Origin of the sequence: Azospirillum halopraeferens DSM 3675, assembly GCF_000429625.1 — a bacterium.
Lineage (GTDB): Bacteria > Pseudomonadota > Alphaproteobacteria > Azospirillales > Azospirillaceae > Azospirillum > Azospirillum halopraeferens.
Window position 1 is genome coordinate 435,510 of sequence record NZ_AUCF01000001.1, and the last position, 21,296, is coordinate 456,805.

The following is a 21,296-nucleotide window of genomic DNA, read 5'->3' on the forward strand; positions in this document are numbered from 1 at the left end:
ATCCGGAATGGGGATGGACATCCTCCCCATTCCGGAGCGACTCGAGCGCCCTACTCCGTAATGACCTGTTCGCGGGCGGCTGCCAGCAGCGCGTCCATTTCCTTTTCGATCCGATGTTCGGAGATGTCGACGCCACGGTCCTTCAGGTCCTTCAGCAGGCGGTCGCGGATGTCGTGCGGACCGGCCGTGCCGAAATCGGCATCGATGATCTGGCGCGCGTAGGCATCCGCATCGGCACCGTTGAGGCCGAGGAGGCCCGCCGCCCACAGCCCGGCCAGCTTGTCGCGACGGGCCCTGATTCGGAACAGCAGCTCCTGATCGTGCTGGTACTTGTTCTCGAATGCCCTTTCGCGTTCGTCGAACGTGGTCATGACGGACCGGACTCCTTGGCTTGGTTGGCGCTCCCAGATACAGCTTATATAGCCGCGACATCGGCAGACGTCACGACCCTGCCGCGCCGCCGGATGGGCGAAATCGGCGAGCCGCGAAATACCGGGAGAGGAGCGGAAAGGCAAGGATTCATGTGCAGCGTCATAATCCTGCGGCGCCCCGATGCGCCGTATCCCGTCGTTCTCGGCGCCAACCGCGACGAAATGGCGGACCGCCCCTGGAAACCGCCGGGTCGCCATTGGGCCGACCGCCCCAACGTGGTGGCGGGCCTGGACGAACTGGCCGGCGGTTCATGGCTCGGACTGAACGACGAGGGGGTCGTCGCCGCGGTTCTCAACCGCACCGGGACCCTGGGACCGCTGGCCGGCAAGCGGTCCCGCGGTGAACTCGTGCTGGAGGCTCTCGACCACGCCGACGCGGCCGAGGCGGCCATGGCGCTGGCCGGCCTCGACACGCGCGCCTACCGGCCGTTCAACCTGCTGATCGCCGACAACCGCGACGCCTATGTGGTGATGCACCGCGGCGACACCCCGCAACACCGGCCGGCCGTCGCCACCCTGGGCGAGGGGCTGCACATGGTGACCGCCGTAGACCCGGACGACGAGGCCGACCCGCGCATCCGCCTGTACCTGCCGCTGTTCCGCGCTGCCGTGCCGCCCGGCCCGGACGCCACCGGCACCGTGGACTGGGGCGGCTGGCCGGCCCTGCTGGGCAGCCGCATCTGGGAGGGCGACAGCGCCAGGGGGGCGATGGACTTCCTCCTGCCCTCGGGCTTCGGCACCTCGTCCGGCGCGCTCATCGCCCTGCCGTCGGTCGACAACCCCGACCCGGCCCCCGTCTGGCATTTCGCGGCCGGCCGGCCGCACGAATCGCCCTGGCGTGCGGTCAACCCGTCAGGTTGACGTATTTCAGGCAGACCACCCGCAGGCACGACGCCAGGTTCTTGTCGTTGGCGAACAGGCAATGGTCGTGAATGCGGGTGACCAGGCCGGCCACGGTGGAGCCCTCCTCCTCCGCGATCAGTTCCAGGGTGGACCAGAACGCGCGCTCCAGCCGCAGGGTGGTGGAATGGCCATGTATGCGGATGGAGCGCTTCTCCGGCACGTACTCCGGCGTCTGGTTCATGTTGCAGAGGCTCAGCATGCGCGCCAGCGGGCTGTCTCCCGGCGCGAATGCCGCCGCACTCCCCGTTCGATCCGCCGCAAGGGCGCTGGACATGGCCGATCTCCGGTCCGAGGCAGGGTCGGATAACCCTACAATCCGTACAGCCTATCATATTAGGAAAGACTGGTGAAGGTGTCGCACGGCCCCGCCCCCGGTGAGGACGTCGTTTCAGATGTGAGGATGTCGTTTCAGATGTACAGATTGACGTGGGATTCCAGCGCGGCGCCGATGTAGGTGCCGGCGCCGGCGAACACCAGACCGTCGATCAGATCCTCGCGCTTGTACTCGAACAGGTCGAGGGTCATCTGGCAGGCGATCATGCGCACGCCGGCATCGACGCAGTCCTGCCGCAGACTTTCGACGCTCGCCACGCCTTTCTTCCTGATCAGGTTCTTCATCATGCCCGACGCCATCGCGGTGACGCCCGGCAGCATGGCCACCATCGATGGCATGGCGACGTGCCCGCCCATCATCGGCATCTCCATGGCCGGATTGCCCAGAGGCGACACCTTCAGGTCCATGTCCTTCTTCAGCAGGGCCAGGCCGTAGAAGGTGAAGAACAGCGTCACGTCCACATCCATGGCCGCCGCCGTGGCGGCCAGGATGAACGGCGGATAGGCCCAGTCCAGCGTCCCCTTGGTGACGATGATGGTCATGCGCTTGGCGTTATCGGTGCTATCGGTCATTGTCAATTCCTTGGCATGCCGTCGCAGCGGCGGCGTTTCGTCCGTTATGATCAGACAACGCTAATGTTGTGGCGGTGGGGGCTGGTAGTATTCTTGTACGGCGAGGCGGGATTGTGCCCGTCACCAATGGTATGACAGGCCAAGCACAAGCTCGTGCTGCTCCATCCGCAGCGTCGCGGACTGTCCCATCATGAGGCCCGGCGTGGTGCCGCTGCGCTCCTCGGGCAGGGCGTAGGTGTAGGACCCGCTGACTGTCCAGTGCGGCGTCAGCCGGTAGCCGAATCCGGCGGACAGGTGCGTGCGCACCGTCGCCGGGGCGAGGACGTTCAGCAGCACCTGATCGCCCGCGGCAAACACCGTCGACCGGCTGGCACCGGCGCGCAGAACGAGATCGTCGCCGGCCCGCCATTGCAGGCCGACCATGAAGACGTCCATGTCGTCCCAGCCGAAACCGGCCCCGTCCGATGCGCCCAGCGGGCCGAACGGCGGCGCGCCGGAGTTGGCGATGGATTTGACGCTGCCGTAGAAGATCCGCTTCCATTCCAGAAGGACGGCCAGTTCCGGAACGGGGCGGACGGCGACACCGGCCGAGAACCACGCGGGAATGTCGAAGTCGCCGCCCTCGGCGAACAGGCCGCGGTACCCGTCGAATGTCGTCATCCACATGCGTGACTGGTAGGACAGGCCCACCGTCAGCCAATCCGCCGGGTCCCACAGCGCCCCCAGCTTGAATCCGCCGCCGTACGACCACGAATAGCCGTTGTCGGTGACGTCACCGGGCGACAGCGACAGGGCCGTGAACGGCTCCAGCCCATAGGCTTTGAAGCGCTGGACGGCGAAGGTCGGGGCGACACCGACGGTGAACCGGTCGTTCAGCCGGTGCGCGACGTTGAACGCCACGAACGCCTGCGCCATGTCGACCCCGGTGGGAGCGGTGGCGGCGATCATGCCCTGGCCGAAAGCGTTGTAAAGGTTGGTGCCGTAATCGGTGTTCATGCCGCCGTTGCCGAACACCGCAACGCCCAGCGTCGTGTCCTCATCGACCGCGACGTTGGCACCGCCGCACAGGATCGGGAACAGATTGCGCCGGCTCTCGACGGTGCCGACGGGCAGCGGCGACATCATGCCGTTGTCGCTGAACTCGACCTCACGATAGGGCATGAACAAGGTCAGGCACAGGCCGGCGACGTTGCCGACCTTATGGCCGATGGCCGGGTTCTGGGCGGAGGCGATGGGACCGTCGCCCATCGTCACACCGGCCCCCGCCATGGCCTTGGCGGACGTGCCATAGCCATGCGCAAAGGATCCGTTCGTGGCCGCCGCCGGCCCGGCGGCGCAGGCAACACCGCCCGCAACGGCCGCAGCCATCGCCAGGCGTCCGATAAAACGCGTCATGCAGCATTTCCTCCCGGGTTTGCCCCCCATTGGACGGACCGGTTGTGACCGGTTTTCCCGGACGCTAGTTCGCGCTGCAGATTGCTTGGTAGTACAATTGAACTACGGCGCAGGGCGTATGCGCATTTCCGGGCGGGCCGCGGGGCGGCGGGCTGTGGGCGGCCGCTCTCATTGTGTTCGCCGGAACGGCTTGCTATATCACTCTTCCGCACATTGACCGGGCCGGTCCCAGCCGGGGCCGGTCCGCTGTAGTTTCGGACGACCACACATGAGCAGACGCCGGCGCATCTATGAAGGCAAGGCCAAGGTTCTTTTCGAAGGACCGGAGCCGGGCACGTTGGTGCAGTACTTCAAGGACGATGCCACCGCGTTCAACAACCAGAAGAAAGGCGTCATCACCGGCAAGGGAGTGCTGAACAACCGCATTTCCGAGTATCTGATGACCCGTCTGGGCGAGATCGGCGTGCCGACCCACTTCGTGCGCCGCCTGAACATGCGCGAACAGCTCATCCGCGAGGTGGAGATCATCCCCATCGAGGTGGTGGTCCGCAACGTTGCCGCCGGGTCGCTGTCCAAGCGATTCGGCATCCCCGAGGGAACGGCCCTGCCGCGTTCCATCGTCGAGTATTATTACAAGTCCGAGGAACTCGGAAATCCCATGGTCTCGGAGGAGCACATCACCGCCTTCGGCTGGGCGGCTCCCCAGGACCTGGACGACATGGTGGCGCTCAGCCTGCGGGTGAACGACTACCTGTCCGGCCTGTTCCTCGGCATCGGCCTGCGCCTGGTGGACTTCAAGCTGGAGTTCGGCCGGCTGTGGGAGAACGAGGAGATGCGCATCGTCCTCGCCGACGAGATCAGCCCCGACAATTGCCGTCTGTGGGACATCAAGACCAACGAGAAGCTGGACAAGGACCGCTTCCGCCAGGATCTCGGCAAGGTGGAGGAGGCCTATCAGGAGGTCGCCCGCCGCCTTGGCATCCTGCCCGAGGGCGGTCCCGTCGACGTCAAGGCCCCCAAGACCATCCAGTGATTCATCAGGAAAGCAGCGAATCCATGAAGGCCAAGGTTCACGTCACCCTGAAGCGCGGCGTACTCGATCCCCAGGGCAAGGCGATCGAGCATGCCCTGCACACGCTCGGCTTCGACGGCGTCGGCAACGTCCGCGCCGGCAAGGTCATCGAACTCGACCTCAAGGCGACTGACGCCGACTCCGCCCGCACCGAGGTGGAGGCCATGTGCAACAAGCTGCTGGCCAACACGGTGATCGAAGACTACGCGATCGAACTGGTGGCCTGAACCACCGCCGCGCCGGCGCCCGTGTCCGTCGACCACCTGATCGGGATCGACCCGATCTTCGCCGAGTGCCTGCGCGTCGGCGGGCCGGACGTGGCCGATTTCTCCCGCCCGGCCGGGTTCCCCGGTCTGGTGCGCATCATCATGGAACAGCAGCTTTCCACCCGTGTCGCCCTGACGCTGTGGGAAAAGCTGCTGTCCCGCCTCGACCCGGTCACCCCCGACGGTTTCCTGGCGCTGGATGACGACACGCTGCGGGCGTGCGGCTTCTCCGCGCAGAAGATCGGCTACGCCCGCGGCATCGCCCGCACCGTCGCGTCGGGCGGCCTCGACATGGCCGCCATCCAGGCCATGGACGACGAACCCGCCATCGCCGCCCTGACGGCCCTGAAGGGGATCGGCCGGTGGAGCGCCGAGATTTATCTGATGTCGGCGCTGGACCGTCCCGACGTCTGGCCGGTGGACGATCTGGCCATCGCGCTGGGGGTGCAGCGCCTCAAGGGCTGGGCCGAGCGCCCGGACCGCGCCGCCCTGGTGGCGGTCGCCGAGCCCTGGCGCCCCCACCGCAGCCTCGCCGCGCGCCTGGTGTGGCACCATTATGTGGCCTTGCAGAACCGCCGCGCCGCCGCCGGAACCGTCAGGCGACGCTGACCGTCAGGCGCCCCGCCACGTAGCGCATCTCCGCGGCAAGGGCCTGCCCGGCTGTGACCGTCACCGGGGCTTCCAGGAACTGGACGGCCTGAAGCCAGTGCCGGCATCCCCCGTCCGGCCCGGTGGACACGGTGATCTCCGCGTCCACGTGCAGATCGTACCAGAAGGCCACGGCGTGCACGGTGCCCGCGGCCCCGGCGGTGAGGACGGCCCGCCCCATGGGGCCGGGAAGCGGCGGGTCGGCCAGGTCGATGCGCGCCACCGGCACCGCGTCCGTCAGGCGCCGGTGCGGCAGGTCGGTGAGGGACAGGGCGGCATAGGAAGGGTTGCGGTACGCCTCCAGCCGCGACAGGTCGAACCCGCAGACGGTGCGAATCGGCTGGGTGGCTGCAGCCGCCGGCGCCTCGATGGCGACCAGGTGGACGGTGGCCGCGGCCGGAATCACCCGTCCCCCGGGCTTCAGCAGTTCGGCGACGGCGTGGCGGACGCTGGGCGCGTGCCCTTCGCCCAGCAGGCCGGCGTCCAGGATCTCGGACACCAGCACGTCGGCCCGGCCGGGCAGGTCGATGCCGGGGCGCAGGTCGGCGGAGCGCTTGTGGTGGACGGTGATCCGGTCGGCGTAGCCGTTGTCGGCGACGACGCCCCGCGCCACCGCCGCCAGCGCCGCCGACACTTCGCACGTGTGCACCTCGCCCGCCCCGGCACGGGCGGCGAACAGCGCCAGCAGCCCGGCCCCGGTGCCGATCTCCAGCACCCGGCAGCCGGGGGTGACCGCCTTCTCGATGGCCCGGCGGTAGGCGTCGTTGCGCACCTCGTCCGCCAGCATGGTGAAATGCCAGGCCGGCACGTCCCGGCTCATCAGAAACCGCAGGTCGAGCCGGGCCGCCTCGAACAGGGGCCGCAGGACCAGCGCGCGGCGGCAGCGGGCAACCGCCCGCGCCAGCCGCACCGCCTCCCGGTCCAGGCCGGCCAGGGCATGCCACGCGTCGGCGTCCGCCGGGTCGAGGCACAGCGCCGCGCGGAACCCGGCCTCCGCCGCGCTCCGCCGGCCACGGTCCTGGAGCAGGGCGGCGCGGTTGAAGCGGGCGGGCGCCAGGTCCGGCGCATCGGCGATCAGGGCGTCGAGCACCCGCTCCGCCCGCTCCGCCTGCCCCAGCCCGGCGCGCAGCCCGGCCTCGGCCAGGCGCGACGACAGCAGACCGGGATCAAGGGCGCCGGCGCGGGCGTGGGCATCGGCGGCAGCGCGCCGGTCGCCCGACTCCTCCGCGGCAAGACCCAGCGTGTGCCAGGTCTGCGGCTCCGCCGGATCCAGGGCGACGGCCGCCGCCAGGGCGCGGCGGGCCCCTGCCGCCTCGCCGGTACCGCGCAGAGCCACCCCCAGCTCCGACCAGCGCCGGGCGTCGGTGCCGGCAAGCCGCGCCGCGCGCGCCAGCGGCGCCACCGCCTCCGCCGCCCGGCCGCAGGCGCGCAGGGCGCCGGCGAGGTTCGCGTGGCTGTCGGCCACCGCGGGGTCGACCGCCACCGCCCGGCGGATCAGCACCACCGCCCGCTCCGCCCGGCCGCACTGGGCGTGCAGCACGCCCAGGTAATGGAGCGCCAGCGGCTGGCCGGGCACGGCGTCGAGGATTCGCCGGTAGAGTTCCCCGGCCTCGGCAAACCGCCCGGCCCCGTGGTGTTCGACCGCCAGCGCCAGCGCTTCCCCGACCGTGGCCATGCCCGCCTCGCCTTGCCGTCCGATCGCTCCGGATTAGCATGGGGGCCGGCGGCCCGCCAGACTCCCCTACCCCTTGCCTTACGCGCCTGCTGTCTCTAGTGTCCGCGCCATAGCGTCCCCTGGCTCGTGAGCGAATCCGCGCCCCATGAAGGCTGCCGTCATCCTGTTCCCCGGCTCCAACCGCGAGCGCGACGCCGTCGCCGCGCTGGAGGCCGCCTCCGGGACCCGACCGTACGAGGTCTGGCACCGCGACACCGAACTGCCCAAGGTCGACCTGATCGTCGTGCCCGGCGGCTTCTCCTATGGCGATTACCTGCGCGCCGGCGCGATGGCCGCCCACTCGCCCATCATGCGCGAGGTGAAGGCGCGGGCCGATCAGGGCGTGCGGGTGCTGGGCATCTGCAACGGCTTCCAGATCGTCACCGAGGCGGGGCTGCTGCCCGGCGCGCTGATGCGCAACGCCGGGCTGAAGTTCATCTGCCGCACCGTGACCCTGCGGGTGGAGAACACCGACAGCGCCTTCACGGCCAAATACCGCAAGGGGCAGATCGTGCGCTACCCGGTGGCGCACCACGACGGCAACTACTGGGCCGACGCCGAGACGGTGAAGCGCCTGGAGGGCGACGGCCGGGTGGCCTTCCGCTACGTCGGCGACGCCGGCGAGGACGACCCGCTCCACAACCCGAACGGCTCGGTCCGCGCCATCGCCGGCGTCTTCAATGAAAAGAAGACGGTGCTGGGACTGATGCCCCACCCCGAGGACGCGGTGGTGCCCCTGCACGGCTGCCTGGACGGCAAGCCCCTGTTCGACGGTCTGGTGGAGGCCCTGTCGTGAGCGAGCCCAAGGTCACCCCCGAACTGGCGGCCGAACACGGCCTGACCAAGGAGGAATACGCCCGCGCCCTGGAGATCCTGGGCCGCGAGCCGACCTTCACCGAACTCGGCATCATCTCCGTGATGTGGTCGGAGCACTGCTCCTACAAGTCGTCGAAAGTGTGGCTGACGACGCTGCCGACCGAAGGCCCGCAGGTCATCTGCGGCCCCGGCGAGAACGCCGGCGTGGTCGATTTCGGCGACGGCGACGCCATCATCTTCAAGATGGAGAGCCACAACCACCCGTCCTTCATCGAGCCCTACCAGGGCGCGGCGACCGGCGTGGGCGGCATTCTGCGCGACGTCTTCACCATGGGCGCGCGCCCCATCGCCAACCTGAACGCCCTGCGGTTCGGCTCTCCCGACCATCCGAAGACCCGCCACCTGGTGTCGGGCGTGGTGGCCGGCATCGGCGGCTACGGCAACTGCGTCGGCGTGCCGACCGTCGGCGGCGAGACCAACTTCCACCCCGCCTACAACGGCAACATCCTGGTCAACGCCATGACCGTGGGCGTCGCCAGGGCCGACCGGATCTTCTATTCGGCAGCCGCCGGCATCGGCAACCCGGTGGTCTATGTCGGGTCCAAAACGGGGCGCGACGGCATCCACGGCGCCACCATGGCCTCGGCCGAGTTCACCGAGGATTCGGAAGAGAAGCGTCCCACCGTCCAGGTCGGCGACCCCTTCACCGAAAAGCTGCTGATCGAGGCGTGCCTGGAACTGATGGCCACCGACGCCATCGTCGCCATCCAGGACATGGGCGCGGCCGGCCTCACCTCCTCGTCGGTCGAGATGGCCGGTAAGGGCGGGCTGGGCATCGAGCTGACGCTCGACGACGTGCCGATGCGCGAAGAGGGGATGACGCCGTACGAGATCATGCTCTCCGAAAGCCAGGAGCGCATGCTGATCATCCTGAAGCCGGGCCGCGAGGACCAGGCGCGCGCCATCTTCGAGAAGTGGGAGCTGGACTTCGCGGTCATCGGCCACCTCACCGACACCGGGCGGCTGGTCATCCGGATGCACGGGCAGACCTGGTGCGACATGCCGATCGCGCCGGTGTCCAACGCCTCGCCCGTCTATGAACGCCCGTGGGAGCCGACCCCGCCCCGGCCCGAGCTGGAGCCCGACGTGCGCGCCCTGCCCGCCCGGCCGCTGGGCGACGTGCTGGAGACGCTGATGTCCTGCCCCGACCTGGCGTCCAAGCGCTGGATCTGGGAGCAGTACGACAGTCTGGTGGGCGGCGACACCCGCTTCATGTCCGGCCAGGCCGACGCCGGCGTGGTCCGCCTGCCGGGGCAGAGCAAGGCGGTGGCGGTGACCACCGACTGCACGCCGCGCTACTGCCTGGCCGACCCGGTGCGCGGCGGCGCCCAGGCGGTGGCCGAGGCGTGGCGCAACCTGACCGCGGTGGGCGCTCTGCCGCTGGCCGTCACCGACAACATGAACTTCGGCAACCCCGAGAAGCCGCGGATCATGGGCCAGTTCGTCGGCGCCATCCAGGGCATGGGTGAAGCCTGCCGGGCGCTGGACTTCCCCGTCGTGTCGGGCAACGTCAGCCTGTACAACGAAACCAACGGCGAGGCGATCCTGCCCACCCCCGCCATCGGCGGCGTCGGCCTGCTGCCGGACGTGATGACGGCGGTCGGCCTGGCCTTCCGCAACGAAGGCGACACGATCCTCCTGGTCGGCGAGACCAAGGGGCATCTGGGCCAGTCGCTGTACCTGCGCGAGATCCTCGGCCGCGAGGACGGCCCGCCGCCACCGGTCGACCTGAAGGTGGAGCGGCGCAACGGCGATCTCGTGCGCGGCCTGATCCGCGACGGGCTGGTGGTTGCCTGCCACGACGTGTCGGACGGCGGCCTGTTGGTGGCGGTGGCGGAGATGGCCATGGCCGGCGGCATCGGCGCCCACCTCACCGGCCTGGACGGTGCCGACGCCGGCGTGCTGTTCGGCGAGGATCAGGCCCGCTACGTCCTGGCCGTGCCTCCCGACACCGCCTCGGCGGTGCAGGAGCGCGCCGCGGCCGCCGGCGTGCCGCTCACCGTTCTCGGCCACACGCGGGGCACGGCGTTGACGGGGCGCAGTGACACCGACGCCATTCCCATCGCGCGCCTGAAGCGGGCCAACGAGGGTTGGCTGCCGGCCTACATGGCAGGTGGCCCGGCCGAGTGAGACTGCCGGGCGCGCGATGCCGTCGCGCGCCCGGTGACAAATACGACCGGCGCGACTAAGTATTTCGGTCGAGCCCGCGCGGGGCGGAAGACACACGGAACCGGACAAGGACGACGACCATGGCCATGGAAGCCACAGAGATCGAGAAGCTGATCAAGGAAGGCATTCCGGACGCGGTGGTCCAGATCGAGGATCTGCGCGGCGACGGCGACCACTACGCCGCGCTGGTGACGTCGGCCACCTTCAAGGGGAAGACGCGCGTGCAGCAGCACCAGATGGTCTATGCCGCGCTCCAGGGCCGCATGGGGGGTGAATTGCACGCCCTTGCGCTGACCACCGCCGTGCCCGACAACGCGTGAACGTTCGTCCCGTGCCGCGGGACAGCAGAGGATGGAAGAGATGGACCAGACCGTCGCCGAGCGCATTCGCAACGACATCGAAAACAACGACGTCGTGCTCTACATGAAGGGTTCCCCGGTGTTCCCTCAGTGCGGCTTTTCCGCCGCCGTCGTCCAGGTGCTGAGCCAGGTCGGCGTCAAGTTCAAGGGTGTCGACATCCTCCAGGACCCCGGCCTGCGCCAGGGCCTGAAGGAGTTCTCCAACTGGCCGACCTTCCCGCAGCTCTACGTCAAGGGCGAGCTGGTGGGCGGCTGCGACATCGTTCGCGAGATGTTCGAGTCGGGCGAGCTGCAGCAGCACCTCACCGAAAAGGGCGTCGCCCACGGCCGGGCGGCCTGATCACGCCTTTCCGTCGTTGAGGGCCCCGTCGGAAGGCGGGGCCCTTTCCCATTGCAGGGTCAGCCTGCCCGGCGGCTTGGCGGCAGACGTATCGCAAGGACCAGCGCCAGGGCGGGGAACCACACCAGCGGCCGCACCATCCAGACCGCGTGCAGGATGGTGTGGTTCAGGAAGGCGAGATACCAGACGATCGGCACAAGCAACGACGCGCCGAGCACCACGGCTTCGGCCCGCACGGCCATCCCTCCGCGCCACAGCGTCGCGACGATCAGCAGCGGAGCCGCCGCCGCACCCCCGACGATGACCGCCTGCCCCAGAACCGGTGAGCCGAAGGCAATGCGGAAGGATTCGTCCAGCAGCCGGAAACCCATGAACAGCACCGGCTGCACCCAGCCCCGCTCCACCGTGGTCAGGTCGAACCCGGCGGCCTCGGCGCGCATCACGTCCCAGCGGGACAGGCTGTAGAGAAAGCGGTCGCTCATCCGCACGTCCAGCGCGGCGAAAAGCACCGCCAGTTCGTGGGTCCCGAACACCGCCACCACGACCAGCACCTTCACCGCCAGGGCGGTGACCACGGCGATGCAGAACACCGCCACCGCATGGACGGCCCGCCGCAACACGGTGCCGGCATCGGGTGCCTCCCCCAGCGCGATGAGGGCGAGCAGCAGGGCCAGGCCCAGGGGAATGCCGCCGGTCAGGAACTCGAACACCGCGGTCAGCACCCCGAATACCGCCACCGCCACCAGGAACCCGCCCTGCCCGACCCGCCCCAGCGGAACGAGGTAGCCGGCGACCAGCATCCCGGCGATGACCATGTCGGGAAGGCCGAAGGTGAAGTACCGGCCATAGACCGGCAACCCGTAGAACAGCAGCAACGCCGCAGCCAGTCCGGTGAACGCGAGGTCGCGGCGGCTCGCCGCGCCCCGGAGCAGCCGCCACGCCGCCACCGCCGGGATCGCCAGCAGCAGGGCGACCGCCCCGCCCAGGGTCAGCCATCCCAGGGTCTGCGGGGATACGACGGTCGCCAGCACCCGGGCCACCGTCCGCTGTCCCAGGATGTAGCGGTGGTACGCATAGGTTTCGACGGTTCCGCGGTCGGCGGTATCGAGGATCTCCATCAGGCGCAGACAGGGCGGCCGGGGGATGCCGTTGTCCGGGGGCGGGCTCTTCAGGGGAACCTCCACCGGCATCAGGTTGGTGACGGCCTCCGCCGCCGCGTCCGGGTAGGGCAGGATGAGGCTGGCCAGAACCCGGCAGTCGTTGCCCGAGAACAGCGGGATCGGCCGGTCACCGCCGAACGGCTGGTCGATGGTGCGGGCGAAGACACCGGCGTCTGCAGCGGTGCTCAGCCGGTCGACGATCGCCCCGCGGTCGACGAGGGCGGCGGCCCACCCCGCCGCGAAGACTCCGGCCATGACAAGCACAGCGACCAGGGCCGCCGCCGGATACAGAACCAGGGCTTCGGACAGCAATCGACGCATGGAGGGGGCAGCCGGAGATCACGCGAGGCGGCGGATGGTGCCACGCGTGTCGCGCCGACGGAAGAGGCGCTCGCGCCCCGGAAGCGGGCATGCCGGAAAAGCAGAGCCGGAATGCTGAGGTGACCCCATGCCGCGGTCCGCCGCCCGTGGTACAGAGCGAGGATGGCTCAATTCTCGCCGCCGCCGGACACCGACTCCCGCGCCTCCGCAATCGGACTGGCGTCCGGTATCGGCGCGTTCCTCATATGGGGACTGCTGGCCCCGGTCTACTTCAAGGCGGTCGCCGATGTCGGCGCCGTCGAGATCGTGGCCCATCGCGTGGTGTGGACGGTGGTGCTGATGGCCGCCGTGGTGCTGGCGATGAAGTCACCGGCCGAGGTGCTGCGGGCCGTCGGGTCGTGGCGGCGTCTGTCGATCTTCCTGGTGACGACGGCGCTGGTGACGGCGAACTGGACGATCTTCATCTACGCCATCATTGACGGCAAGCTGGTCCAGGCCAGCCTTGGCTATTACATCAACCCGCTGGTCAACGTCATCCTCGGCGTCCTCTTCCTGGGCGAGCGGCTGTCGCGCCGGCAGCTTGCGGCGGTGCTGATCGCCGGGGCGGGCGTGGGGAGCCTGGTGGTGCATTACGGGGCGGTGCCGTGGATCGCCCTGTCGCTGGCGCTGACGTTCGGCTTCTACGCGCTGGTGCGCAAGAAGGCCGCCATCGACCCGCTGATCGGGCTGCTGGCGGAAACCGCGCTCCTGGTGCCGCTGGCCGCCGGCTACCTGCTGTGGCTGGGCGCCGATGGCGCCTTCGCCACGGGGGCCGGTGTCGGCCATGACCTGCTGCTGATGCTGTCCGGACCGATCACCGCGGTGCCGTTGATCCTGTTCATGATCGGTGCGGCGCGGCTGAAGCTGGCCACCGTCGGGCTTCTCCAATACATCGCACCCACCGGCCAACTCCTTCTGGGGGTGCTGGTGTACGGGGAACGGTTCACGAACGCCCACGCCATCGCCTTTGGCTGCATCTGGGTGGCACTCGCCGTCTACTCCGGCGACGCCATCGCGGGGCACCGGGCCGAGCGGCGCCGTCGCGCCGCGGCGACGGCGGCGCCTTCCACCGGCCGCTAAGACCGGGATTGCGGTGACAGCCCCCGCGCCACGGTTTGGGCAAGGCTACGGACAATGGCGCACAGCCGGCCGGGGTCGCGTGCGAACACCACCCGGTCCATGAACCCCAGGGCGAAGCTGAACGACGCCAGCCCGGCGGCCACGTTGGGCAGGTCGGCGTCCGCGTCGATCAGACCGCGCGCCCGCAGCGTCTCCAGCCGGTCGAGCAGGCAGGGCACGCGCGCCTCGGTCAGGGTGCGCCCCATATGCTCCGCCACTTCCGGATCGACGAGCGCACGGTCGAGAACGACTTTGCTGATGTCGCGGCATTTCCAGGTGTGCTCGACCTGCGCTTCCAGGAACCGCAGGATCTCCCCTTCCAGATCGTCACCGGGCGGCGGCAGGTGGCATCCCTGCCCCTCCTCACGGCCATAACGATCGACCACCGCCAGCAGCAAGCCGGATTTCCCGCCGAAATAGCGTTGGATGAGCTGTTCGTTGACCCCCGCGCCGGCGGCGATCTCCCGCGTCGTCGCCGCGTCGAAGCCGCGCTCGGAGAACACCGCCTTGGCGGAATCGAGCAGCGCCGCCGCCGTCGCCTCGCGGTCGCGGCGGCGGGGGGAAGGCGGGCAGTCGGCGGTTTCGTCGTCCACGGCGGCGGTCCTGCGTTCCTCGGAAGGGCACCGCGGCGCCCCGTTCCTGCGAGTCCCTATAGTAGGGAGCCCTCACCACCCTTGACAAGGGATGCCTCCCCGTTAAGTATGTATCCACATACATACCAACCGAGGCTCCGATGTCTCTTCCCGACCTGTTCACCCCCGTGCGCCTCGGCGCCATCGACCTGGCCAACCGCATCGTCATGGCGCCGATGACCCGCAGCCGCGCCGGCACCGACACCATTCCCACGCCGGTGATGGAGCAGTATTATGCCCAGCGCGCCGGCGCCGGGCTGATCATCTCCGAGGCGACGCAGATCTCGGATGACGCGCAGGGCTATCCCAACACGCCCGGTGTCCATACGCCGGCGCACGCCGCGGCCTGGCGGCGCGTCACCGACGCCGTCCACGCGCGCGGCGGCCGCATCGTTGTTCAGCTCTGGCACGTCGGCCGCATTTCTCATCCGATGTTCCAGCCCGGCGGCGCCCTGCCCGTCGCCCCCTCGGCCATTGCCGCCGCCGGCGAACTGTACACCGGCGAGGGCATGAAGCCCTTCCCCACACCCCGCGCCCTGGAGACCCACGAGATTCCCCGCCTGGTCGCCGCCTTCGCCGATGCCGCGCGGCGTGCGGTGGTCGAAGCGGGGTTCGATGGCGTGGAATTGCACGCCGCCAACGGGTACCTGATCGACCAGTTCCTGCGCGACGGCACCAACCACCGCACCGACGCCTACGGCGGCAGCGTCGAGAACAGGGCGCGCTTCCTTCTGGAAGTGACGGAGGCGGTGAGCGCCGCCATCGGCGCCGACCGCACCGGCGTGCGTCTATCCCCCAACGGCACTTTCAACGACATGCGGGATTCGAACCCGGCGGCTCTCTTCACCCATGTCGTCGGCGCGCTGAATCGCTTCGGGCTCGCCTTCCTGCATGTGATCGAGGGTTTGGACGGTCCCATGGCGCCGGCGCCCGAGGTTGAGCGTCTGGCCCCCCTCCTGCGCCGGACCTTCACCGGTCCATTCATGATCAACGGCGGCTATGATCGCGCCACGGCGGACCGTGCCCTGGCGGACGGCAGCGCCGACGTCGTGAGCTTCGGCGTCCCCTTCATCGCCAATCCGGACCTGCCGACCCGCCTGCGCGATGGCACCCCCCTGGCGCAGCCGGACCGTGCAACCATGTACGGCGGCGACGAGCGGGGGTACACCGACTACCCGGCGGCGGCGTAGAGACCGCCGCTAACCTCCGGGACCGCCCCCGGCGCCGGCCCCGCCTCCGGCGCCGGAACTGCCCATGCCGCCGCCGGTGCCGGGGCCGCCCATACCGCCCCCGGCCCCTCCGGGTGCGGTGCCGGGGGCGGCAATTCCGGGCGCAGCGCCGGGAGTGCCGCCGGGTCCGCCCAAGGTGCGCCCGGGATTGATCGCACCGGCGCCTGTGGATGCGGCGTCGCCCGTCCCGGCTCCGCCGACCCCGCCGACGGCATCCGGACCCGCCGCCGATCCTCCGCCGGCGGTCGCCCCGATACCGGCCTCACGGGCCGCGGTGCGGGCCTCGTTCAGGGATTGTCGGCAAGCATCCGCATCGCCCCGATCCGCCGCCTCCCGGGCCTCCCGAACCAGATCGCGGAGATGCCGCCGCTCGTCCTCCGACAGGTCGGCCACGGCCTCGGGAGGTGCCCGGTCCGGCCCGGCGCCTTCGCCGATGGCGGAGGGCTGCATGACACCCCCGACATCGGGAACCGCACGGCCGGCAAGCGCATCCGCCGACGGTTCCCCGGACGCGCCGGAAGCATCCCCGCCGTTCCGCAGCACCACCGCTTCGAAGTCAGCGGCCAGATCGCCGCAAGCGGCGGCCGGAGAAGGATCCTGCGCCTGCGCGGGAACGGCCAGCAGCGACAGCAGGACGATACCGGAACCGGCGATCAGCCCCGGCATCCGCCGGTTCATCGCGGCGGCTCCGTGGGCCCCGGACGGTCCACGTACTCACCGGGCTTGACCTTGGCACCGGCCCCCTTGGCACCGGCGCCCTTCGCCTTCGCCGCGGCATTGGTGTCACGCAGGGCGCGGGCGGCATCCGACAGGGTCTGTTCCGATTCCACGGAACGGGCGGTGCGGCGCCCGGCCGCGGTGCTGTCCGTGGCGGACACGGGGGTGGCAGGCGGCGGCACGTCCGGCACCGGACGGGTGTCATGGCCGGCCGGCTGCGGCTGCGGTGTCACCGCGGGAGTCTCCGCGGCCATCGCGGGCTCAACCGGCACGCTGCCGAGAAGACCGATGGCGCGTTCCACGCTGTCGTCCTTCAGAAGCGAGACGACGAGCAGGGTACCGCCCTCCCGCAGTCCCTCGGCGTAGACGAAGGCCTCGTCCTGCGGCACGCCCCATCCGGTCAGATTCGGTATGATCTCCCCGCCACCGTTGCCGGCGCCGTAGCCGGAATGGGAGTGCACCTCGATGTCGTCGTCGGGAATGCCGGCGTCCCGCAGGCGCGTGCGGGCGGCATCGGCGTCCAGCGCGCTGTCGTACAGCGCGACAATGGTTTTGCGGGCCATGGGTCCTCCGGCGCGGCTACTGGAAGAAGACCCAGAGCAGGAGCAGCAGGACGATCACCCCCAGAACGGCCAGGAACTTCGGCATTTGGGACTGCGTCGTCCCGGCGCCCTCGTATACGCCCATCTTGCGCGGGCCGTGGTGCTGGTCGATGGCCATCGGTATGCCCTTCCTCCTTTGGGTCGGTTGCCTTGCGACAACAGGAGGACGGGCGAGCGGTTCCGAATGCCCCGAACACGGCCCCCCGGACACGCGAAGGGCCGCGCCCGAAGGCGCGGCCCCTTTCCGAAGGCAGACGAATCCGACGGATCAGCGCGAATAGAATTCGATGACCAGGTTCGGTTCCATCTGGACCGGGTACGGCACGTCGGCAAGCTGCGGGGCGCGGATGAAGCGGCCCTTCAGAGCGCCGGTGTCGACTTCCAGATACTCCGGAACGTCGCGCTCCTGGGAGCCGACCGACTCCATGATCAGCGCCATCTGCTTGGACTTGGAGCGCACCTCGACGGTGTCGCCGTCCTTCAGGCGGGCCGACGGGATGTTGAGGCGGCGGCCGTTGACCAGGATGTGGCCGTGGTTGATGATCTGGCGCGCGGCGAACGGGGTCGGCGCGAACTTCAGGCGGTAGACCACGGCGTCCAGACGGCGCTCCAGCAGGCCGATCAGGTTCTCGCCGGTGTCGCCCTTGCGGCGCACGGCCTCGGCGTAGATCTTGCGGAACTGCTTCTCGCTGATGTTGCCGTAGTAGCCCTTCAGCTTCTGCTTGGCCATGAGCTGCAGGCCGTAGTCCGACGGCTTCTTGCGGCGCTGGCCGTGCTGACCGGGGCCGTACTCACGGCGGTTGACCGGGCTCTTGCCGCGGCCCCAGAGGTTGACGCCGAGACGGCGGTCAATCTTGTACTTGGATTCCTGACGCTTGCTCATTTTTGTCCTCGGTGGAACACGAGTTGGTTTTGTCCCGGTAGTTCCATCGCCGTCCCCGGAGGAGGTGGCGCGGACGGGGCGTTCAAAAAGGCACGCCCGCATTCCCGGAAGTGAAGGCGCGCACTATACGCAGGCGCGCCGGAAAGTCAAACCGCACATGATGCGTTCGTGACGCAGCGTCGGCATGGCCGCTCTACCGCCGCCGCCGGCCCCGCGCGCCATGGTGGCCGTCGACGAACTCCGGCGGCTTGCCGGCGATCCAGCGCAGGAAGGCGGCGATCTCCGGATGGGCGCGCAGGCGGTCGGGCGTGTGGTAGTGGTCGCGCAGGTCCGCCTCGCTCAACACCGCGTGGATCTTGTCGTGGCAGATGCGGTGCATCGCCACCCGCTCGCGCCCGCCGTAGCGCCGCGGCACCAGGTGGTGCTCGTTGACGCTCGGCCCCGGCACCAGAGGCCGGCCGCACAGCGGACAAGACGCGTCCATGGCGCCACCACCCTACTCGGCGGCGCGGTCGAACTGCAGGGCCGCCAGGCGGGCGTAGAGGCCGCCCTCGCGGATCAGGTCGGCGTGGCGGCCGCTGGCGACCAGCCGGCCGCCGTCCATCACGGCGATGCGGTCGGCGTTCAGCACGGTCGCCAGGCGGTGGGCGATGATCAGGGTGGTGCGCTGGCGCATCAGCTTCTCCAGCGCGTCCTGGACCACCCGCTCGCTCTCGGCGTCCAGCGCCGAGGTCGCCTCGTCCAGCAGCAGGATCGGCGGGTTGCGCAGGATGGCGCGGGCGATGGCGATGCGCTGGCGCTGGCCACCCGACAGGCGCACACCCTTCTCCCCCAGGAAGGTGGACAGGCCGTCGGGCAGCGCCTCCAGGAAGTCGAGCGCGTGCGCCGCCTCGGCGGCGGCGCGCACCTCCTCGTCGGTGGCATCCGGGCGGCCGTAGCGGATATTCTCCCAGGCGTCGGCGGAGAAGATCACCGGATCCTGGGCGACCAGCCCGATGCGCCGGCGCACGTCCTGCGGGTCGGCGGCGCGCACATCGACTCCATCGACCAGCACGCTGCCCGCCTGCGGGTCATAGAACCGCAAAAGAAGCTGGAACACCGTGGACTTCCCGGCCCCCGAGGGGCCGACCAGCGCCACCGTCTCACCCGGCTGCACATCCAGGGTGAAGCCCTCCAGCGCCGGCCCGTCGGGCCGCGACGGGTAGTGGAACCGCACGTCCCGGAACGCCACCGCCCCCCGGGACGGCTCCGGCAGCGGCTGCGGCGCCGCGGGAGCCCGAATGTCCGGCTCGGTCGCCAGAAGATCGAACAGCCGCTCCGTGGCGCCCGCCGCCCGTTGCAGATCGCCGATCACCTCGCTGATGGCGCCGACCGACCCGGCGACCACGATGGCGTAGATCACGAAGGCGGAAAGCTGGCCGGGGCTGATCCGTCCGGTCAGCACGTCGTGGCCGCCGATCCACAGGATGGTGCCGACGGCGCCGAACACCAGCACGATGACGATCACCGTCATGATCGCGCGCATCTGCACGCGGCGCACCGCCACGGCGAAGGCGTCCTCCACCCGCCCGGCGAAGCGGGACCGCTCCCGCCCCTCGTGGGTGTAGGCCTGCACGGTCCGGATGCCGGACAGCGTCTCGTCGATGAAGGCGCCCACGTCGGCCACACGGTCCTGGCTGTCGCGCGACAGGGCGCGCACCCGGCGCCCGAACAGAACGATGGGGACGACGACCAGCGGCACCACCAGGAAGACCAGTCCCGTCAGCTTGGGCGAGGTGACCAGCAGCATGATGGAGCCGCCGAGGAACAGCAGCGTGTTGCGCAGCGCGATGGAGACGGACGACCCCACCACCACCTGCAGCACCGAGGTGTCGGTGGTCAGGCGGGACAGGATCTCGCCGGTGCGCGTCGTCTCGAAGAATCCGGGGGACAGCCGCAACACATGGTCGTAGACGGCGCGGCGCAGGTCGGCCACCACCCGCTCGCCGATCCACGACACCAGATAGAAGCGGGCGTAGGTGGAGGCGGCCAGCAGCACGATCACCCCCAGCAGCACCAGCAGCGCGCGGTCGAGCAACGCCGCGTCGCCCTCCGCGAAGCCCTGGTCCACCAGCACCCGCATCCCCTGCCCCAACCCCAGCACGGTCGCGGCCGCCACCGTCAGGGCCACGGAGGCCGCGGCGATCCGCCAGCGGTAAGGGGCCAGGAAGGGCAGCAGCAGGCGCAGCGGCCGCAGGTCACGGCGTCGGCCGGCGTCGGCCCCGGCATCGGCGGCGGGTCGGTCGGCGCTGGAGGGTTGGCGGAGCACCGGGGTATCCTTCAGGTACGCCTTCGAAGGGCATAGGGCGGCGGGAATACACCGGCCATATAGCGCCCCCGCCGCCGCCCCTCAAGTCGGGAACCGCCGAATGTCAAGGATGCGGTGTCAGGAAGCGGTTGCGCGGCCCGGACCGGTTCGCTATAAACCCCGCTCGCTTTTCAGGGACCGCGGCCATGAAGAAAGACATCCACCCCGATTACCACGAGATCAACGTCGTCATGACCGACGGAAGCTCGTTCACCACCCGCTCCACCTGGGGCAAGCCGGGCGACACGCTGCGCCTCGACATCGACCCGAAGTCGCATCCGGCCTGGACCGGCGTTCAGAAGCTGCTGGACACCGGCGGCCAGATCGCGAAGTTCAACAAGCGCTTCGCGAACTTCGGTCTGAAGAAGTAAGGGCGGCACGCCGCCCGCAGCGAAAAAGGGCGCCCGCCGGCGGGCGCCCTTTTTCGTGGTGCGTCACCGGGAGCCGCCGACCAGCGGCAGGCTCAGCTCCGGCCCGTCGGCGCGGTCGCTGACCATGATGGCGTGGCCGTCGGACGGCCCCAGCACGGCTTCCACCGGGCGGCCGTTGTTGTAGTTCTTCCACATGGCGTACACGGCCAGGGCGGCGTAGAGCTTGGCCTCGCGGCTGGTGTTGTAGATCCACTCCTCGGTGGGCACGACACGCAAGGTGTTGTCGCCGGTCTGCTCCACGGAGTCGGCGAAGCGGTAGCCGAACTGGTCGCCGATGTCGGCGATCAGCCGGTCGAATCCCGGCGATAGCCGGTTGAAGCCGGCATCCGCCCGCGTCGCGCCGGCCTCGGCACCGCCCAGCGTGCTGGCTTGCTGCCGGCGCAGCAGGTCCCCGAAGACCCACCCTTCTTCACCGGTGTCGACGACGCGCACGCCGACCCAGTTGCCGTCCCGGCGCAACTCGATCAGCCGGTCGTCGCCGGTGATGGTGGAGCGGATCGACGCCTGCTCCGACGGGCCGGAGCGCAGGTTCACCCGTTCCGACGTGACGGCGTGGATGTCGCCGGGCGCGGCCTGCGCCGCACCGGCTGCCAGGGCCAGGCCGATGGCCAGCGCACACCCGCGCGCCGCGTTGCACATGCGTGACATGGTCGTCCTCCCGACAATGGTCGTACGACGGTTCAACGCACGCACGGGCAACGTCTCCCGGTGATCGGGGTGTCGCGTCGGGGGTACGC

The 21,296-nt window shown here is 69.8% G+C and carries 25 protein-coding genes; 11 read left to right on the forward strand and 14 right to left on the reverse strand.

The annotated features are described in order from the left end of the window. Positions 1 to 50: 50 nt before the first annotated feature. A complete protein-coding gene (locus G472_RS0102110) occupies positions 51 to 371 on the reverse strand; it encodes a DUF1476 domain-containing protein (RefSeq protein WP_029007044.1) in 321 nt (106 codons plus the stop codon). Between the two features lie 150 nt (positions 372 to 521). Between G472_RS0102110 and G472_RS0102115 the strand changes: the two genes are divergently transcribed. Continuing rightward, positions 522 to 1,292: an NRDE family protein gene (locus G472_RS0102115; RefSeq protein ID WP_029007045.1), complete on the forward strand. Its 771-nt coding sequence runs from the start codon at positions 522 to 524 to the stop codon at positions 1,290 to 1,292. Here the strand turns inward: G472_RS0102115 and G472_RS30775 are convergent. From G472_RS30775 to G472_RS0102130, 3 genes are all read right to left on the reverse strand, one after another. Continuing rightward, positions 1,276 to 1,608 carry a ribbon-helix-helix domain-containing protein gene (locus G472_RS30775; RefSeq protein WP_211100125.1) on the reverse strand — a complete coding sequence of 111 codons (333 nt, stop codon included), beginning with the start codon at positions 1,606 to 1,608 and terminating at the stop codon, positions 1,276 to 1,278. The two genes, G472_RS0102115 and G472_RS30775, sit on opposite strands and share 17 nt — an antisense overlap. Before the next feature lie 134 nt (positions 1,609 to 1,742). After that, positions 1,743 to 2,240, reverse strand: a complete 498-nt coding sequence (dsrE2, locus tag G472_RS0102125) for a sulfur carrier protein DsrE2 (protein ID WP_029007046.1) — start codon at positions 2,238 to 2,240, stop codon at positions 1,743 to 1,745. A 120-nt stretch (positions 2,241 to 2,360) separates the two neighbouring features. Further along, the gene (locus G472_RS0102130) at positions 2,361 to 3,635 is read right to left on the reverse strand and encodes an OmpP1/FadL family transporter (protein ID WP_029007047.1); all 1,275 of its coding nucleotides are present in this window, start codon (positions 3,633 to 3,635) and stop codon (positions 2,361 to 2,363) included. Positions 3,636 to 3,903: 268 nt separating this feature from the next. Here G472_RS0102130 and purC point away from each other — a divergent pair, with 268 nt between their 5' ends. From purC to G472_RS30780, 3 genes are read left to right on the forward strand one after another with little or no spacing between them, the layout of a single operon-like run. Further along, positions 3,904 to 4,668: a phosphoribosylaminoimidazolesuccinocarboxamide synthase gene (purC, locus tag G472_RS0102135; RefSeq protein ID WP_029007048.1), complete on the forward strand. Its 765-nt coding sequence runs from the start codon at positions 3,904 to 3,906 to the stop codon at positions 4,666 to 4,668. Positions 4,669 to 4,691: 23 nt separating this feature from the next. Beyond that, the gene (purS, locus tag G472_RS0102140; protein ID WP_029007049.1) at positions 4,692 to 4,934 is read left to right on the forward strand and encodes a phosphoribosylformylglycinamidine synthase subunit PurS; all 243 of its coding nucleotides are present in this window, start codon (positions 4,692 to 4,694) and stop codon (positions 4,932 to 4,934) included. A 21-nt stretch (positions 4,935 to 4,955) separates the two neighbouring features. Further along, entirely contained in the window at positions 4,956 to 5,582 is a 627-nt protein-coding gene (locus G472_RS30780; protein WP_035690681.1) for a DNA-3-methyladenine glycosylase family protein, read from the forward strand. On the opposite strand, the gene G472_RS36680 is transcribed toward G472_RS30780, so the two are convergent. Next, positions 5,569 to 7,296 (reverse strand): tetratricopeptide repeat protein, encoded by a 1,728-nt coding sequence (locus tag G472_RS36680; RefSeq protein WP_051340176.1) that lies wholly within the window; start codon positions 7,294 to 7,296, stop codon positions 5,569 to 5,571. The two genes, G472_RS30780 and G472_RS36680, sit on opposite strands and share 14 nt — an antisense overlap. Before the next feature lie 145 nt (positions 7,297 to 7,441). On the opposite strand from G472_RS36680, the gene purQ reads away from it, so the two are divergent. The 4 genes from purQ to grxD all read left to right on the forward strand — a co-directional run bounded on the left by purQ (position 7,442) and on the right by grxD (position 11,079). After that, positions 7,442 to 8,131: a phosphoribosylformylglycinamidine synthase subunit PurQ gene (gene purQ / locus G472_RS0102155; RefSeq protein WP_029007050.1), complete on the forward strand. Its 690-nt coding sequence runs from the start codon at positions 7,442 to 7,444 to the stop codon at positions 8,129 to 8,131. Next, positions 8,128 to 10,341 (forward strand): phosphoribosylformylglycinamidine synthase subunit PurL, encoded by a 2,214-nt coding sequence (gene purL / locus G472_RS0102160; protein WP_029007051.1) that lies wholly within the window; start codon positions 8,128 to 8,130, stop codon positions 10,339 to 10,341. The genes purQ and purL overlap by 4 nt, the downstream gene beginning before the upstream one ends. Before the next feature lie 119 nt (positions 10,342 to 10,460). Next, positions 10,461 to 10,700 (forward strand): BolA family protein, encoded by a 240-nt coding sequence (locus G472_RS0102165; RefSeq protein WP_029007052.1) that lies wholly within the window; start codon positions 10,461 to 10,463, stop codon positions 10,698 to 10,700. Positions 10,701 to 10,740: 40 nt separating this feature from the next. Continuing rightward, entirely contained in the window at positions 10,741 to 11,079 is a 339-nt protein-coding gene (gene grxD / locus G472_RS0102170; RefSeq protein WP_029007053.1) for a Grx4 family monothiol glutaredoxin, read from the forward strand. Between the two features lie 59 nt (positions 11,080 to 11,138). On the opposite strand, the gene G472_RS0102175 is transcribed toward grxD, so the two are convergent. Beyond that, entirely contained in the window at positions 11,139 to 12,560 is a 1,422-nt protein-coding gene (locus G472_RS0102175) for a hypothetical protein (protein ID WP_156926958.1), read from the reverse strand. Between the two features lie 162 nt (positions 12,561 to 12,722). Here G472_RS0102175 and rarD point away from each other — a divergent pair, with 162 nt between their 5' ends. Next, a complete protein-coding gene (gene rarD, locus G472_RS0102180) occupies positions 12,723 to 13,679 on the forward strand; it encodes an EamA family transporter RarD (protein ID WP_029007055.1) in 957 nt (318 codons plus the stop codon). On the opposite strand, the gene G472_RS30790 is transcribed toward rarD, so the two are convergent. Next, positions 13,676 to 14,311 (reverse strand): TetR/AcrR family transcriptional regulator, encoded by a 636-nt coding sequence (locus G472_RS30790; RefSeq protein ID WP_051340178.1) that lies wholly within the window; start codon positions 14,309 to 14,311, stop codon positions 13,676 to 13,678. The genes rarD and G472_RS30790 overlap by 4 nt on opposite strands. Positions 14,312 to 14,451: 140 nt before the next feature. Here G472_RS30790 and G472_RS0102190 point away from each other — a divergent pair, with 140 nt between their 5' ends. Continuing rightward, positions 14,452 to 15,540, forward strand: coding sequence for an alkene reductase (locus G472_RS0102190; RefSeq protein WP_029007056.1), 1,089 nt, complete (start codon positions 14,452 to 14,454; stop codon positions 15,538 to 15,540). A 9-nt stretch (positions 15,541 to 15,549) separates the two neighbouring features. On the opposite strand, the gene G472_RS0102195 is transcribed toward G472_RS0102190, so the two are convergent. The 6 genes from G472_RS0102195 to G472_RS30800 all read right to left on the reverse strand — a co-directional run bounded on the left by G472_RS0102195 (position 15,550) and on the right by G472_RS30800 (position 20,089). Next, a complete protein-coding gene (locus G472_RS0102195) occupies positions 15,550 to 16,257 on the reverse strand; it encodes a hypothetical protein (protein ID WP_029007057.1) in 708 nt (235 codons plus the stop codon). Next, on the reverse strand, positions 16,254 to 16,859 hold the full coding sequence (locus G472_RS0102200) for a hypothetical protein (protein WP_029007058.1): 606 nt from the start codon (positions 16,857 to 16,859) through the stop codon (positions 16,254 to 16,256). Before G472_RS0102200 ends, G472_RS0102195 begins: the two co-directional genes overlap by 4 nt. A 16-nt stretch (positions 16,860 to 16,875) precedes the next feature. After that, on the reverse strand, positions 16,876 to 17,016 hold the full coding sequence (locus G472_RS38620; protein ID WP_156926959.1) for a hypothetical protein: 141 nt from the start codon (positions 17,014 to 17,016) through the stop codon (positions 16,876 to 16,878). A 150-nt stretch (positions 17,017 to 17,166) separates the two neighbouring features. Then, positions 17,167 to 17,781, reverse strand: coding sequence for a 30S ribosomal protein S4 (gene rpsD / locus G472_RS0102210; protein WP_029007059.1), 615 nt, complete (start codon positions 17,779 to 17,781; stop codon positions 17,167 to 17,169). Positions 17,782 to 17,974: 193 nt separating this feature from the next. Beyond that, on the reverse strand, positions 17,975 to 18,265 hold the full coding sequence (locus G472_RS30795; RefSeq protein WP_035690684.1) for a restriction endonuclease: 291 nt from the start codon (positions 18,263 to 18,265) through the stop codon (positions 17,975 to 17,977). A gap of 12 nt (positions 18,266 to 18,277) precedes the next feature. Then, positions 18,278 to 20,089 (reverse strand): ABC transporter transmembrane domain-containing protein, encoded by a 1,812-nt coding sequence (locus G472_RS30800; protein WP_035690686.1) that lies wholly within the window; start codon positions 20,087 to 20,089, stop codon positions 18,278 to 18,280. Positions 20,090 to 20,274: 185 nt separating this feature from the next. Between G472_RS30800 and rpmE the strand changes: the two genes are divergently transcribed. Beyond that, entirely contained in the window at positions 20,275 to 20,499 is a 225-nt protein-coding gene (gene rpmE / locus G472_RS0102225; RefSeq protein WP_029007060.1) for a 50S ribosomal protein L31, read from the forward strand. A 63-nt stretch (positions 20,500 to 20,562) separates the two neighbouring features. Here the strand turns inward: rpmE and G472_RS0102230 are convergent, their stop codons facing one another. Next, a complete protein-coding gene (locus G472_RS0102230; protein WP_029007061.1) occupies positions 20,563 to 21,207 on the reverse strand; it encodes an SH3 domain-containing protein in 645 nt (214 codons plus the stop codon). Positions 21,208 to 21,296: the final 89 nt, after the last annotated feature.